Below are 13,818 nucleotides of genomic sequence, written 5' to 3' on the forward strand. Positions count from 1 at the left end.
GCGCCGGGGATGCGGCAGGCTGGAGCAATGACGGCGGACCGGTGGACGCAGGTTGTACGGCACCAGCTCGGGTTCGGCAGACTGCTGCCGCTCGGCCTTCCGCGCGACGGCGCGTGGATCACGGAGGAAGCGGCCGACCCGGTACTGCGGCGCGCGGCGGATCCCGTGCGCGGGGTACGCCTCGGCGCGCTCCGTATCGCTCTCGCCGATCCCGACCAGGCGTACGACCCCGCCGTGCCGCCCCCGCCGAGCGCGCTGCCGCCCGGCCCCCTGCGCATCAGCGCGGAGTTCACGGCCTCGGCGGACCCCACGGCCCCGGGCATCGACCCGCTCCCCACCACGGCGGCCCGCCTCCGCCTGGCCCTGGCCACAGCGGCAACGGAACGCCTCGGCCTCAAGGTCACGGAGGTGGATCTACGGGTGACGGGCTTGCTGGAGGAGGAAGAGGCCGCCGCCGCGGTACGCCCCACCGAGGCACGCCCGGCCGCCGAGCCGACGGACCCGGACGAGGCACGGGCGGCCACGGCAGCCCTGTCCGTCCCGGGCGTGACCCACCTGACGGACGTACTGGGCCGCCCCGTACACATCACCGACACGCCGGGCGGGGAGCCCGCACTGCCCCGCCGCCACGTCCGTATCGAACTGGCGGTCGCGGCGGAGGAACGGGCGGTGGACGTGGCGAGGTCGGTCAGGGCAGCGATCACGAAGGCCCTGAAGGACAAGCCCTCAGTGGCAGTACTGGTAACTGACGTGCACGAGTAACCGCCGCGCACTGAAGCGCCCTTTGAGGGGCGCTGACGCGCACGAATAGCCGCCCCACGCCGGAGCGCCCCTTAGGGGGCGCGGGGAACTGCGCGACAAGCCCCCACCCACCCGCAGCCCCGAAACAACCCAAGCCACCCACCCCGAGGGGCGTCAGTCACCCACCCCGGCAAGATCCCGCAGCCGCCGAGCCTGAGCGCCCCGCTCAGCAACGCGCTGCTCCTCGTACGTACGGTCCTGCGCCCCCCGCAACAACGCCTTGGTCTCGATCACCGCATCCCGCGGAGCGGAAAGCAGCACGGCGGCAAGATCCCGCACCGCACCGTCGACCTGGTCGACAGGCACGGCAAGATTGGCGAGCCCGGTCCGCTCGGCCTCCTCGGCCAGCACAAACCGCCCCGTCGCGCAGATCTCCAGCGCACGGGCGTAGCCCACGAGGCTCACCAGCGGATGCGTCCCCGTGAGGTCGGGCACGAGCCCCAGACTGGTCTCGCGCATGGCGAACTGCACGTCGTCCGCGACGACGCGCAGGTCACAGGCGAGCGCGAGCTGGAACCCCGCACCGATGGCATGCCCCTGAACGGCGGCGATGGACACGATGTCGCTGCGCCGCCACCAGGTGAACGCCTCCTGGTACTCGGCGATGGTCGCGTCGAGCTCGGCATCGGAGCCGCGCGCGAGGTCGATGAACGACGGTTCCCCGTCGAAGCCCTCGGGCGTGAACGCCTGCCGGTCGAGCCCCGCGGAGAAGGACTTGCCTTCGGCGCGCAGGACGACCACCCGGACGGAGCCCGGCAGTGACCGTCCGGCCTGCGTCAACGCCCGCCACAGAGCAGGACTTTGGGCGTTGCGCTTGTCCGGGTTGGTCAGCGTCACCGTGGCGATCGCGTCGTCGACGGTGAGCCGTACGCCGTCCTTGTCGAATACCGGGTCGAGCGAAGCCATGGGGCGCCTCCGATGGGTGCGGTCGGATCAGATGCGTACCCCATGCGGAACACGAGGGCACACCTAAGTGACTGCACAGTAACCACCCGGTCGATCACACGACCGACCGGGTGGCCACCACCGAAGCCGATGGGGACGCCCGGCCTCAGGCCGAAGCGGCCTTCTTGCCCCGCGTCGCGCCGCCACGCCCTCGGAGCGTGACGCCCGACTCGCTGAGCATCCGGTGCACGAAGCCATACGAGCGGCCGGTCTCTTCGGCCAGCGCTCGGATGCTCGCACCGGAGTCGTACTTCTTCTTCAGGTCTGCCGCGAGCTTGTCGCGCGCGGCGCCGGTTACCCGGCTGCCCTTCTTCAGAGTCTCGGCCACCCGTGCCTCCTCATGGGAAGTGCGCTCTGGACTCTCATGATCACCCCTCCTGGGCCTCATGGCCACCCATTCGGCAAGGTCCGTAAGACAAGGTTTTGACGACAGGAGCCCGTCCCCACGAGTGGAATCCGAGGTTCCGGCTGCCACCGTCCTTGCGGCCGAACGGGTTCTTCCACGAAGTACCTGGTCAGCGACGCAAGACGGCCGAGCCCTTGGGAATAAAGGGCTCGGCCGCGAAATCGATGTAGGACACACCTCGGTACGAGGAGATCTCACACAGATGATGGATCACGGATCGGCCGAATGATCCATACGCAGTGGATCAGTCATTCGATCACGCCCCGCTGACAGCGCGAGGCAGGTGGGGATTTATGCCAGCGCGACCAGATCCGCGTAGTCGGCGCCCCACAGGTCCTCGACGCCGTCCGGCAGGAGAATGATCCGCTCGGGCTCGAGCGCCTCGACGGCGCCCTCGTCGTGGGTGACGAGGACGACGGCGCCCTTGTAGGTGTGCAGCGCGCCGAGGATCTCCTCGCGGGAGGCCGGGTCGAGGTTGTTCGTCGGCTCGTCGAGGAGGAGGACGTTCGCGGAGGAGACCACGAGGGTCGCGAGCGCGAGACGGGTCTTCTCACCGCCGGAGAGGACCCCGGCCGGCTTGTCGACGTCGTCACCGGAGAACAGGAACGAGCCGAGCGTCTTGCGGACCTCGACCAGGTCGAGGTCCGGGGCGGCGGAGCGCATGTTCTCCAGGACCGTGCGCTCGGGGTCGAGGGTCTCGTGCTCCTGCGCGTAGTAGCCGAGCTTGAGGCCGTGGCCCTCGACGACCTCGCCGGTGTCGGGCGTCTCGACGCCGCCGAGGAGCCTGAGGAGGGTCGTCTTGCCGGCACCGTTCAAGCCCAGGATCACGACGCGTGAGCCCTTGTCGATGGCCAGGTCGACGTCGGTGAAGATCTCCAGGGAGCCGTACGACTTCGACAGGCCCTCGGCCATGAGCGGGGTCTTGCCGCAGGGCGCGGGCTCCGGGAAACGCAGCTTGGCGACCTTGTCCGAGGCCCGTACCGCGTCGAGTCCGGCGAGCAGCCGGTCGGCTCGCTTGGCCATGTTCTGCGCGGCGACCGTCTTGGTGGCCTTGGCGCGCATCTTGTCGGCCTGCGAGTGCAGGGCGGCGGCCTTCTTCTCGGCGTTCTGCCGCTCGCGCTTGCGGCGCTTCTCGTCGGCCTCGCGCTGCTGCTGGTAGAGCTTCCAGCCCATGTTGTAGACGTCGATCTGGGCGCGGTTGGCGTCCAGGTAGAACACCTTGTTCACGACCGTCTCGACGAGGTCGACATCGTGGGAGATCACGATGAAGCCGCCGCGGTACGTCTTCAGGTAGTCGCGCAGCCAGACGATCGAGTCGGCGTCGAGGTGGTTCGTCGGCTCGTCGAGCAGCAGGGTGTCCGCATCCGAGAACAGGATGCGGGCCAGCTCGATACGGCGGCGCTGACCACCGGAGAGCGTGTGCAGGGGCTGGCCGAGCACGCGGTCGGGCAGGTTGAGCGCGGCGGCGATGGTGGCGGCCTCGGCCTCGGCGGAGTACCCGCCCTTGGTGAGGAACTCGGTCTCCTGGCGCTCGTACTGCCGCATGGCCTTCTCGCGGGTGGCGCCCGAGCCGTTGGCGATGCGCTGCTCGTTCTCGCGCATCTTGCGGATCAGGGTGTCCAGGCCGCGCGCGGAAAGGATGCGGTCACCGGCGAGTATGTCGAGGTCGCCGGTGCGCGGGTCCTGCGGCAGGTAGCCGACCTCGCCGGAGCGGGCGACATTGCCGGCGGCAGGGACGCCCTCACCTGCGAGGACCTTGGTGAGCGTCGTCTTGCCCGCGCCATTGCGGCCGACCAGACCGATGCGGTCGCCCTTGGCGATACGGAAGGTGGCGGACTCGATGAGGAGACGGGCGCCGGCGCGCAGCTCGATACCGGAGGCGGAGATCACGGACAGACTCCAGGGCGGGGTGGGTGGCGGGGTGGACGGCTGAGGACGTTCCCGCCGTCTAATGCGCGAGGAGAATGGCCATGGGCCAAGTCTAACGGGGCCGTGCAACCACTTTTCCGGTGTGCGCGTGTTCGAGACTGTGACGCTCGCCCCGTCGATCACTGCCCAGCGGCGTGCGGTCCGGGGTGATCCTGCCCAGGTCGTCCACGGCGATGATCTCGCCGGTCCAGCTGTCGGTGGCGGCGCAGGGCTGCGCGATCAGCAGCGCCGCGCGGTCACGCACCGCGCGCGCGGGCACGAAGGCGCAGCCGCGGCGGGCGGGCAGCAGCCAGCGCAGATCGCCGTCGGCGATGCGGTACGCGGCGATGCGCCGCGGGGTGACGACGGCGAGCATGCGGGGGCCGAGGGCCCGCAGCACGCCCGCTCCCCCGTGGGCGGCGAGCCAGGGCGCGGCCCCGGGAAGGGCCCGGTGCCAGCGCACCGCGCTGCCGTCGCCGCGCACGGTGGCGGTGACCAGTCCGTCGTCCCAGAGCGCGATCGCGTCCCCGCGCGCGGGGAGCACGCCGAGCGGACGCCGGCCCTCCCGCGTGTACGTCCACCGGGGGCGCCCGGTCTGTGCGTCGTACGCCTCGACGGTGGCCCCCGCCGTACGCAGCGGGGGGCGCGTCGCGTGCTCCACGCGCGCGTGGGGGATGTGGACGGTGACGCGGTCTCCGTAGGGGGCGGTGCGGGCCTGGTGGGCCGCCGCGAGGAGGGGGGCTGCCAGGAGGAGGGCGAGGGCGGCGGGCAGGAGGCCGCCACGAGGGGGGCGGCGCCGGGCGAGGGAGGGTGGGAACTCCACGGGCGCGGTCGCCACGGGCGCGGTCTTCGTGGACGCGGTCTCCGTGGACGCGGTCTCCGTGGACGCGGTCTTCGTGGACGCGGTCTTCGTGGACGCGGTCTTCGTGGACGCGGTGTTCGTGGACGCGGTGTTCGTGGACGCGGTCTTCGTGGCAGCGCTCTTCGTGGCAGCCGGGACGGTCGGGAGCGCCTCGGTCACCTCGGTCACCTCGGTCGACAGCACGGCCATCTCGCCCCCCTTGCCACCACAGCCCACGGATCAGGCGCAGAGCGTAGGGGCGGGCAGCCGGGACCGGCGTCGGGACACGGCGGACGGGACAGGCACGTCCCCCGTTCGGACCTCCGCCCGGGGCCGGGGACCTGAGGCCGTACGAGGATGGCGCCACAGAGCGACGTACGGCAGAGGGTGGTGTGCCCATGCAGTTCGACGACGACGCCGACCTGGACACTTCCGAGGTCCAGGATGTGCGCGGCAGTCGAATCCCCGGCGGCCGAGCGACCGTCGGTGGCGGCATCGCCGGCCTGATCGCGCTGCTCATCGGGCTGTTCTTCGGAGTCGGTCCCGACCAGCTCGGCCTCTCCTCCGGCAACGACCAGCCCGCGGCGACCTCCTCGTCCCTCGCGCAGATCCAGCAGACCTGCCGCAAGGGAAGCGACGCGAACGCCCAGGAGGACTGCCGCATGGTGGCGGTGGTCAACAGTGTGCAGGCCTTCTGGACGCAGGAGTTCGCACGCCGCAGCGGCACGTACACACGCTCTCCCACGGTCTTCTTCAGCAACCAGGTCGGCACCGGGTGCGGCGCGGCGACGTCCGCCGTCGGGCCCTTCTACTGCCCCGGCGACCGCAAGGTCTATCTCGACCTGGGCTTCTTCGACGATCTGCGCACCAAGTTCGGCTCCAGTGGCGGGCCGTTCGCGCAGGCATACGTGGTGGCGCACGAGTACGGGCACCATGTGCAGGACCTGATGGGAACGCTGGGCAGGTCGCAGGACGGCGTGACCGGCGCGAACAGCAACTCGGTGAAGGTGGAACTGCAGGCCGACTGCTACGCCGGGGTGTGGGCGCACCACGCGACGACGACGAAGGACCCGTCGACGGGCAGGCCCCTGATCACCAGCCTCACGGACGCCGACATCCGCGACGGCCTGGATGCCGCGGCGGCCGTCGGCGACGACCGGATCCAGGAGAAGTTCCAGGGCCGGGTGACCCCGGAGACCTGGACGCACGGCTCGGCCCAGCAGCGGCAGCAGTGGTTCTACCAGGGCTACAGCAGCGGCGACATGGCACGGTGCAACACCTTCCGCTGAGACCGGACGCTGGGCGGGTTCCGCACGGCGGGGCGTTGTCAGTGGCCGGTGCAAGACTGGGCAACAGGTTGAATTCCGGCGGCTGGACGAGTGGGAGTGATCGGCATGGCAGGCATGGACGGCGGGCGCCCCAGCATCTACCCGACACTGTTGTACGCGGACGCGAAGGCGGCGATCAGGCAGCTCACGGAAGCCTTCGGCTTCACCGAGGCGTCGGTGTACGAGAGCGACGAGAACGGGGTCGGCACGGTGCTGCACGCCGAGCTGGTCCAGGGCAATGGCGCGGTCATGCTCGGCTCCAAGGGCCGCGGCGGCGTCTTCGACAGCGCGATGAAGGACGCCGGTCCGACGGGGGTGTACGTGGTGGTGGACGACGTGGACACACACCACCAGCGCGCGGTGGACCACGGCGCCGAGATCCTGATGCCCCCGACGGACCAGGACTACGGCTCGCGGGACTACATGGCCCGCGACCTCGAGGGCAACATCTGGAGCTTCGGCACCTACGCCCCGGAGATACGGGCGTAGGACCCCGCGCGCGCTCCCCTGTCGGTTCCCCGAGCCGACTCCCCCCGCCGACTCCCCGTCAGCTTCCCCCGGTGTGCACCTGGAAGGCGGCGCGGCGTACGGCCTTGGCGAGCGCCGGGTCCGGGTGGGCGGCGGCGAGGGCGACCAGGACCTGCACGGTGCGAGGGTGCCCGACCGCGCGCACCTCGTCGAGGAGCGCGGGCACGGTGGGCTGCACGGCGGACTCCAAGTGCCGTACGAGGAGCGGGGCTTCACCGTGGTCGGCGACGGCTGCCGCGGTGTCGACCCACAGCCAGGTGGCCTCCTCGCGGGTGAGCACCTCGTGGGCGTCCTCGGGGTCGTGGCCGTCGTGCTCGGCGAGCCACAGCAGGGCGTAGGGGCGCAGCGAGGTCTCCTCGGCCACGGCGCGTACGTCGGGTTCGGCGGGGGCACCGACCACGCGCAGCGCCTCGAAGGCGAGGCCGCGGGTGAGGGCGTCGTCACCGCGGGCGGCGTCGAGGAGCTCGGTGACGGCGCTGCCGACGGGACGGGCGGCGAGCCAGGCTCGGTACTCGGCGCGGGCCGCGTTGGGGCGGAGCTGGGCGCAGCCGCGGAGCATGCCCTCGGCGTTCTGCTCGATGTTCCCCGCGGGGCTCTGCGCGGCGACGCAGATCTGCTCCAGCTTGACCCAGACCGCCCAGCTGCCGAGCGGGGTGAGGGTGGCCTGGCCGTCGGCGCAGGTGAGCGCGCCCACGGACGCGAGGGCATGCAGGGCCCAGTCGAGGAGGGGCGCGAGGGGGGCGTCCGCGACCGCGGCGGCGTCCGGGCCGACCTCCGGGGCGGCCTCCGACTGGGGGCCGTAGGGGATTTCGCAGCGCTCGGTGCGCAGTTCCGTGACGCGCTGTTCGAGCAGGTCGAGGAGTTGCTCCATGGGGACGGGTCCCGCGGAGAGCTGGAGGAAGGAGAGCACCTGAGGCATCGCGGAGACGACTTCGGCGACGGCGGCGGGTTCGCGGTCCACGGGCTCCGGGTACGCGAGCGACCAGGCGTCGAAGAGGGCGACCCAGCCGCGCAGCACGGCGCTGTCGTCGCGGTTCCAGGCGCGCAGCCGCCAGCCCGGGCGGGCGCTGTCGCCATGCACCTCGATGAGGCCCGCCAGACGTGCGGTGTCCCAGTGGGCGCGGACCTGAGACGGGGTCAGCCCCAGGTCGGCGGCGGCCCGTTCGGCGGTGGCATCGGAGAGGGTGCCCTTGCCGTCGGGGTTCGCGCCGTCGCGCCCCGGGCGCAGGGCGGCGTCGGCCCAGCGGGCGACACGGGCCGCGTCGGCCAGGCCGGTGCGCGCCATTCGGGCCAGTTCCGCGGGCGGCGGTGTGCCCTCGGGCGGCCGCGGTGCGGGGCGGCGCGTGCGGCGCTGGGTCACCGCTCGGGGGGCGGCGGCCAGGGGCCGCGGGCTGACGAGTCGGAGCCTGGAGTCGCGCGGGTTACGGGACGTCACGGGTGCAGTCTTCCGGTTGACAGTCCGAAAACCCAAACGGAATGCCACGGCGGGCGACGGGGGTGGTGGGCGCACGGGGTTCTCAGAGCGCTCGACACGCGGGAAAGAGCCCCCATGAGACGGGAAAGAGCCCCCACGAGAGTTGTCCGGGGTCGAACCGGAAGGGCGCACCTGGGTTCGCCGGGGTGCCTCGTCGGGGCCGGCGGTCCGGTCGGTGCGGGCCCGCACCAGGGGCTGGGCCCGGGGGTCTGCGCCGAGGGGGTTCCGGCTGGCTACATCAAGGGGCTAGATCAAGTGACTACATCAAGGGAGTGAGGAAGCGGCGGAGGGCCTCTTCGTAGCCTGCCGGGTCGGCGTTCCACATGGCGCCGTGCGGGGCGTGCGGGACCGTGTAGAGGGTGACCAGGTTGGGGCGGCGCTCGGCGAGGCGGCGTGAGGGGCCCCAGGGGGCGATGGTGTCGTCCGGGCCGTGCAGCACCAGGGTCGGCACCTTGAGGTGGTCGGGGTGCGCGGCGTTCTCGATGCGGTCGCCGTGCAGGCCCGTGCGGCCCTGGGCGGCGCGGACGGCGAGGGGCAGAAGGGCGCTGGGGGTGCGGCGGGCCGTGGCGAGGGCGCGCAGCGTGGTCTCCCAGTTGAGCACGGGCGAGTCCAGGATGAGCCCGGAGATCCGCTCGCGCAGCGCCGAGTGCGCGGCGGCGCGCAGGGCCATGGTGGCGCCGGTGGACCAGCCGTACAGGACGACCTGCTCGGCGCCGTACCGCACGGCGTACCGGATGGCGGCGTCGAGGTCGCGCCACTCGGTCTCGCCGAGGTGGTTGAGGCCGTCCTGGGAGCGGGGTGCGCCGAGGTCGCCGCGGTAGGCGAGGTCGAGTACGGAGAAGTGGTGGCGGTTCAGGAACTTCATCACGTTCATCGGATGTTCGCGGGTGGTGCCCAGGCCGTGCACGGTGATCACCCAGGTTTCGCGGACACCGGGCACGAACCAGGCGGGCAGGGCGCCGAGTTCGCCGGGGACGTCGACGTCGGCGTGTTCGAGGCCGAGGGCGGCGCTCGGATTGCCGATGTACAGGTTCGGGGTGAGCCACACCTTGTCGCCGGATTTCAGGGTTCCGTGAGTGACGCGTTCCAGGCGGCGTACGACCGTGTCGACGGGGTGGGGGGTGGCGTTCATGACCGGGCCGACGACCGCGTGGGAGCCGTCGCCGGCGAGGCCGTACGTGCCCGGGCGCTGGGAGGCCAGGTCCCGGGTGAGCGTGATCCCGCCCGCCGTCGTGCCGTGCACGGTGAGCCGGGGCTCGGTGGGCAGGGGTCTGCCGGGCGGCGCCTTCAGCGCGGCGTCGCTGGCGAACCGGCCCGCCGCCACGGAGGCTATGCCCGCGGCTATGGCTACGGTGACGGCCGCGGCCGTCGCTTTGACAGTGCGCACGGGTTCAGTCTCCCGGGGGAGCCCGCTATCGGCCAGCGGGGGCGGGGGGCGGGGTGACGTCTTTCGCCGGGGGTGGGGCGGGTGTTTTCCAGCGGTACGGATGGTTCGACACGGTCGGGTCGGCACTGCCGGGGTCGGCACGTCTCGGCTGAGCACCGTCGCGGTGGCAGGACACCCTCGTCGGCACAGCGGCACGAGACCTCCGGGGCGCCGGATCGTTCGGCACCGCCGGTTCTCTACGTCTCGGCTGAGCGCCGTCGCGGCGGGATAGAGATGTTCGCCCCGGTGGAGAACAGACAAGGGGAAGGCCTGCTGCACGAGCAGGCCGGGCCAAGTGGGCGGAGCACCGCGGGCCGGAGCGGGAGCCGAAGGCCGGGGCAGGGCCGGACCAGGCCAGGTCGGCCCAGAGGCGGTGTAGCGGGCTAGTTCTTCTGGCCGTAGTCCCCTAGGCGCAGGCCCGCCTCCTGCACCTGGGTCGGGGACAGCAGCGTGGGGGTCAGGCCCGGGAGGGAGGAGGACAGGAGCCAGACTCGGCACATCCACTCCAGCTGGGCCGTGCGGTCGTAGGCCTGGTTCAGGGAGGCTCCGTAGGCGATGGTGCCGTGGTTCTGGAGGAGGCAGGCGGTGCGGTGGGTGAGGGCCTGGAGCATGTTCTCGGCCAACTCCGGGGTGCCGTATGTCGCATAGGGGGCAACACGGACCGGTCCACCGAGGGCGCCCGCCATGTAGTGGATCAGCGGGAGCTCGGGGACGAGCGTCGAGACGGCCGTCGCGTGCGCCGCGTGGGTGTGGACGACGGCGCGCGCGTCCGTCGCGCGGTAGATCGCCAGATGCATCGGCAGTTCGCTCGTCGGGAGGAGCGAACCGAGCACCTGCCGGCCGTCGAGATCCACACCGACGGCGTCATCCGGCGTCAGCCGGTCGTACGGCACTCCCGTCGGCGTGACCAGGACGGTGTCGTCGACGCGTACCGACACATTGCCTGACGTACCGACGACCAGCCCGTCGGCCACCGTCCGGCGGGCCGTCGCGACGAGCTCGTCCCACGCCCGCTCCACCGCGTCCCGCACGCCCCTCCCGTCCAACTCGCCCCGCCCGAGCGCAACCTGTGCGTCCCCCCGCATGTCCCGTGCGTCCCGCCGCTGCTCAGCCATGGCGCGATCCTGCCAGGCAGTGTCGTCAACGCGCCGCAGGCGAGGGCACTTTAGGGCGGAACCCGGGCGTCCGTAAGGTCGCATATGGGCATACATCCCCCTCTATTGGCGATTGGCTGGCGATCGACGGGCATTCGATGATCTTCCAGTAACCTCTGGGGGATTTGTCGTGCACGTCGCCATTCCGGGGGGAAATATGGCCCGTGATCACAAACCGTTAAGTCGTCGCGCCCGGGGCTTCGCGGCCGCGGGCGTCGTGGCGGCACTCACCGCCGGGGGAACCGCTCTCGCCGCGCTCCCGGCCGACGCAGCGAGCAGACCCAAGGGGCACGACGTCTCCTCGCACCAGAAGAACGTCGACTGGTCGAGCGCGAAAGCGAAGGGCGCCCGGTTCGTCTACGTCAAGGCGACCGAGTCCCACACGTACCACAATCCGTACTTCAGCCAGCAGTACAACGGCGCACGCAACGCGGGCATCCTCCGCGGCGCCTACCACTTCGCGGTGCCGAACAAGTCGTCCGGCGCCACCCAGGCCGCGTACTTCGTGCGCAACGGCGGCGCCTGGAGCGCGGACGGCTGGACGCTGCCGCCCGCGCTGGACATCGAGTACAACCCGTACAGCTCGCACAAGTGCTACGGCCTGAGCAAGGCCAAGATGGTGAGCTGGATCAAGGCGTTCAGCGACGAGATCAAGCGGGAGACCGGCCGCCGTCCGGTGATCTACACGACCACGCACTGGTGGAACACCTGCACCGGCAACAGTCGCGCCTTCGCCGCGAACCACGCCCTGTGGCTCGCCCGCTACGACTCGGCGGACGCGGGCGCACTGCCCGCCGGCTGGTCGTACTGGACCTTCTGGCAGTACGACAACAGCGGCAGCCTGCCGGGTGACCAAAATCTCTTCAACGGATCCATGACTCAGCTCAAGAAGCTCGCGCGGGGCTAGAAACGGCCCTCGGAGCCCGATATTCCGCCTTCGTTCGAGCCGGCCGACCGCCCCTTCGACACAAACGGAGGGGCGGTCCACCCTTTGAGACACCCCATCGCCCGCCCCAGTTCATCTTCCGTTCACCCAGGTTGCCTACGGTCCACATGCCACTGACGTCAAACAGAAGCCTGGGTAAATGGAACACATCACGCTCCTCCTCGGAATCGTGATCGTCACCGCTCTCGTGTTCGATTTCACGAACGGTTTCCACGACACCGCCAACGCGATGGCCACCACCATCTCGACCGGCGCGCTCAAGCCCAAGGTCGCGGTGGCCATGTCCGCCGTGCTCAACCTTGTCGGCGCCTTCCTCTCGGTGGAGGTCGCCAACACGATCTCCAAAGGCCTCGTCGACGAATCCGGCATCCAGCCCGAAGTGATCTTCGCGGCGCTTGTCGGTGCCATCCTCTGGAATCTGCTGACGTGGCTCGTCGGCCTCCCGTCCAGCTCCTCGCACGCCCTCATGGGCGGCCTGGTCGGCGCCACCATCGCCTCCGCCGGCACCGGCGCGGTGCACGGGGACGTCCTGGTCGGCAAGGTGCTGCTGCCCGCCGTCGCGGCCCCCATAGTCGCGGGCATAGCCGCGATGCTCGCCACGCGGCTGTCGTACAGGCTCAGCAAGAACGCCGACACCAAGGCCACCGCGAAGGGCTACCGCGCCGGCCAGATCGCCTCCGCCGGCCTGGTCTCGCTGGCCCACGGCACCAACGACGCCCAGAAGACGATGGGCATCATCACCCTGGCCCTGATCGCCGGTGGCGCCATCGCCCCCGACGCCGATCCGCCGGTCTGGGTGATCCTCTCCGCCGGTCTCGCCATCGCGCTCGGCACCTACCTGGGCGGCTGGCGCATCATCCGCACGATGGGCAAGGGCCTGACCGACCTCCAGCCGCAGCAGGGCTTCGCCGCCCAGACCAGCGCGGCCACGGTCATCCTGGCCTCCTCCCACATCGGCTTCTCCCTCTCCACCACGCACTCGGTCTCCGGTTCCGTGATGGGCGCCGGCCTCGGCCGCAAGGGCGGCGTGGTCCGCTGGTCCACCGCCACCCGGATGTTCATCGCCTGGGGTCTGACGCTGCCGGCCGCCGCGCTGGTCGGCGCGGGCGCCGAGTGGGTCACCGGCCTCGGCGACTGGGGCACCGCGCTCGTCGCCGTCTTCCTGGTCGCCTCCAGCGCCGCGATCTGGCGGATCTCGCGCCGCGAGGTGGTCGACGCCACCAACGTCAACGAGACCGAGGAGCCCGCCGGTGTGGTGACCACGGCCATCGCCGCCGTGACCCCGCCGCCGGCCGGCAGCCTCACCGATGACCTCACGGCCACCATTCCGGCTCCCGCCGAGACCGCGGCGAACCCGTCGGCTCCGTCGGCCATGGCCTGAGACCCAAAGGAAGAAACAGCATGAACATCGACTGGGCAGCCCTCGGGTCCGTCATCGGAGTGAGCCTCGGAGTGACCGTGGCCCTCGTCGGCCTCTTCACCCTCGGCGTCGTCGGCCTCTCCAAGAAGGAGTCGGCCCAGGGCGGTTCGGCCGCCGCGGCGGCCACGGGCGCGTACGTCTGCTTCGCGGCCTGCGCCGCGGCGGTGGCGTACGGCATCTCCCTGATCATCGCCTGAAGCATCCGGCCGATCGTGGTCCGAGCACCGCACGTTCCTCTCTGAGGACCGCACGACCCTTGCCGCCCTGCTCATCGGTCACCTTTCCTGGTGACGGTGAGCGGGGCGGTTCTTTTTCCGCGTCGGCGGACATTTCGGATGCCTACACTCCGTGATCATCAGCGCATCCGTGGACTGCCGCTCCCCACAGGGGAATTCGGCACAAGTCGGTCTCGGCGGGCAGGCCGGGGTGGTGGCGGTGTGGGTCTCAGCACACTCCCCCGTCGCAGGTCAACAGCAAGTTGACGGGTCTTCCAACCCCGTGGTGGACTGCCCGAGCCAAGTACGGCGGCATGAGAGGAAGCCGGTGTGAGTCCGGCGCGGTCCCGCCACTGTCACCGGGGAAGAAAGTCCCCGGGAGCCAGGAACTCTCACCGCCGGTCTCGTCGAACCAGGGCGTGGACA

General features: G+C 71.1%; 13 protein-coding genes and 1 riboswitch. Of the genes, 6 read left to right on the forward strand and 7 right to left on the reverse strand.

Annotated features, from left to right (window positions below; all coding sequences use genetic code 11):
* The first annotated feature begins 27 nt into the window (after positions 1–27).
* Positions 28–762, forward strand: coding sequence for a nucleopolyhedrovirus P10 family protein (locus tag OG975_RS11000; RefSeq protein ID WP_406328942.1), 735 nt, complete (start codon positions 28–30; stop codon positions 760–762).
* 153 nt (positions 763–915) lie between these two features.
* Here the strand turns inward: OG975_RS11000 and OG975_RS11005 are convergent, their stop codons facing one another.
* The 4 genes from OG975_RS11005 to OG975_RS11020 form a co-directional block, all read right to left on the reverse strand.
* On the reverse strand, positions 916–1,707 hold the full coding sequence (locus OG975_RS11005; RefSeq protein WP_406328943.1) for an enoyl-CoA hydratase/isomerase family protein: 792 nt from the start codon (positions 1,705–1,707) through the stop codon (positions 916–918).
* A gap of 145 nt (positions 1,708–1,852) precedes the next feature.
* Positions 1,853–2,074 (reverse strand): helix-turn-helix domain-containing protein, encoded by a 222-nt coding sequence (locus OG975_RS11010; protein WP_006123601.1) that lies wholly within the window; start codon positions 2,072–2,074, stop codon positions 1,853–1,855.
* A gap of 369 nt (positions 2,075–2,443) precedes the next feature.
* The gene (locus OG975_RS11015) at positions 2,444–4,042 is read right to left on the reverse strand and encodes an ABC-F family ATP-binding cassette domain-containing protein (protein ID WP_330303620.1); all 1,599 of its coding nucleotides are present in this window, start codon (positions 4,040–4,042) and stop codon (positions 2,444–2,446) included.
* Positions 4,043–4,133: 91 nt separating this feature from the next.
* Entirely contained in the window at positions 4,134–5,111 is a 978-nt protein-coding gene (locus tag OG975_RS11020; RefSeq protein ID WP_406328944.1) for a hypothetical protein, read from the reverse strand.
* Between the two features lie 188 nt (positions 5,112–5,299).
* On the opposite strand from OG975_RS11020, the gene OG975_RS11025 reads away from it, so the two are divergent.
* Complete coding sequence (locus OG975_RS11025) at positions 5,300–6,190, forward strand: neutral zinc metallopeptidase (protein WP_406328945.1); 891 nt, start codon at positions 5,300–5,302, stop codon at positions 6,188–6,190.
* A 105-nt stretch (positions 6,191–6,295) separates the two neighbouring features.
* On the forward strand, positions 6,296–6,718 hold the full coding sequence (locus OG975_RS11030; protein WP_406328946.1) for a VOC family protein: 423 nt from the start codon (positions 6,296–6,298) through the stop codon (positions 6,716–6,718).
* A gap of 58 nt (positions 6,719–6,776) precedes the next feature.
* On the opposite strand, the gene OG975_RS11035 is transcribed toward OG975_RS11030, so the two are convergent.
* The 3 genes from OG975_RS11035 to OG975_RS11045 all read right to left on the reverse strand — a co-directional run bounded on the left by OG975_RS11035 (position 6,777) and on the right by OG975_RS11045 (position 10,772).
* Positions 6,777–8,192, reverse strand: a complete 1,416-nt coding sequence (locus tag OG975_RS11035) for a hypothetical protein (protein WP_406328947.1) — start codon at positions 8,190–8,192, stop codon at positions 6,777–6,779.
* Between the two features lie 298 nt (positions 8,193–8,490).
* On the reverse strand, positions 8,491–9,618 hold the full coding sequence (locus OG975_RS11040; RefSeq protein WP_327427730.1) for an alpha/beta fold hydrolase: 1,128 nt from the start codon (positions 9,616–9,618) through the stop codon (positions 8,491–8,493).
* Positions 9,619–10,040: 422 nt separating this feature from the next.
* Complete coding sequence (locus OG975_RS11045; RefSeq protein WP_406328948.1) at positions 10,041–10,772, reverse strand: class II aldolase/adducin family protein; 732 nt, start codon at positions 10,770–10,772, stop codon at positions 10,041–10,043.
* Positions 10,773–10,968: 196 nt separating this feature from the next.
* On the opposite strand from OG975_RS11045, the gene OG975_RS11050 reads away from it, so the two are divergent.
* From OG975_RS11050 to OG975_RS11060, 3 genes are all read left to right on the forward strand, one after another.
* Positions 10,969–11,718: a lysozyme gene (locus OG975_RS11050; RefSeq protein WP_406328949.1), complete on the forward strand. Its 750-nt coding sequence runs from the start codon at positions 10,969–10,971 to the stop codon at positions 11,716–11,718.
* Positions 11,719–11,896: 178 nt separating this feature from the next.
* Positions 11,897–13,138: an anion permease gene (locus tag OG975_RS11055; protein WP_406328950.1), complete on the forward strand. Its 1,242-nt coding sequence runs from the start codon at positions 11,897–11,899 to the stop codon at positions 13,136–13,138.
* 20 nt (positions 13,139–13,158) lie between these two features.
* Positions 13,159–13,374: a hypothetical protein gene (locus tag OG975_RS11060; protein ID WP_327427733.1), complete on the forward strand. Its 216-nt coding sequence runs from the start codon at positions 13,159–13,161 to the stop codon at positions 13,372–13,374.
* A 288-nt stretch (positions 13,375–13,662) separates the two neighbouring features.
* Positions 13,663–13,804, forward strand: a riboswitch (cobalamin riboswitch).
* The last annotated feature ends 14 nt before the right edge of the window (positions 13,805–13,818 follow it).

Origin of the sequence: Streptomyces sp. NBC_00203, from assembly GCF_045206325.1 — a bacterium.
GTDB classification, from domain to species: domain Bacteria; phylum Actinomycetota; class Actinomycetes; order Streptomycetales; family Streptomycetaceae; genus Streptomyces; species Streptomyces lutosisoli.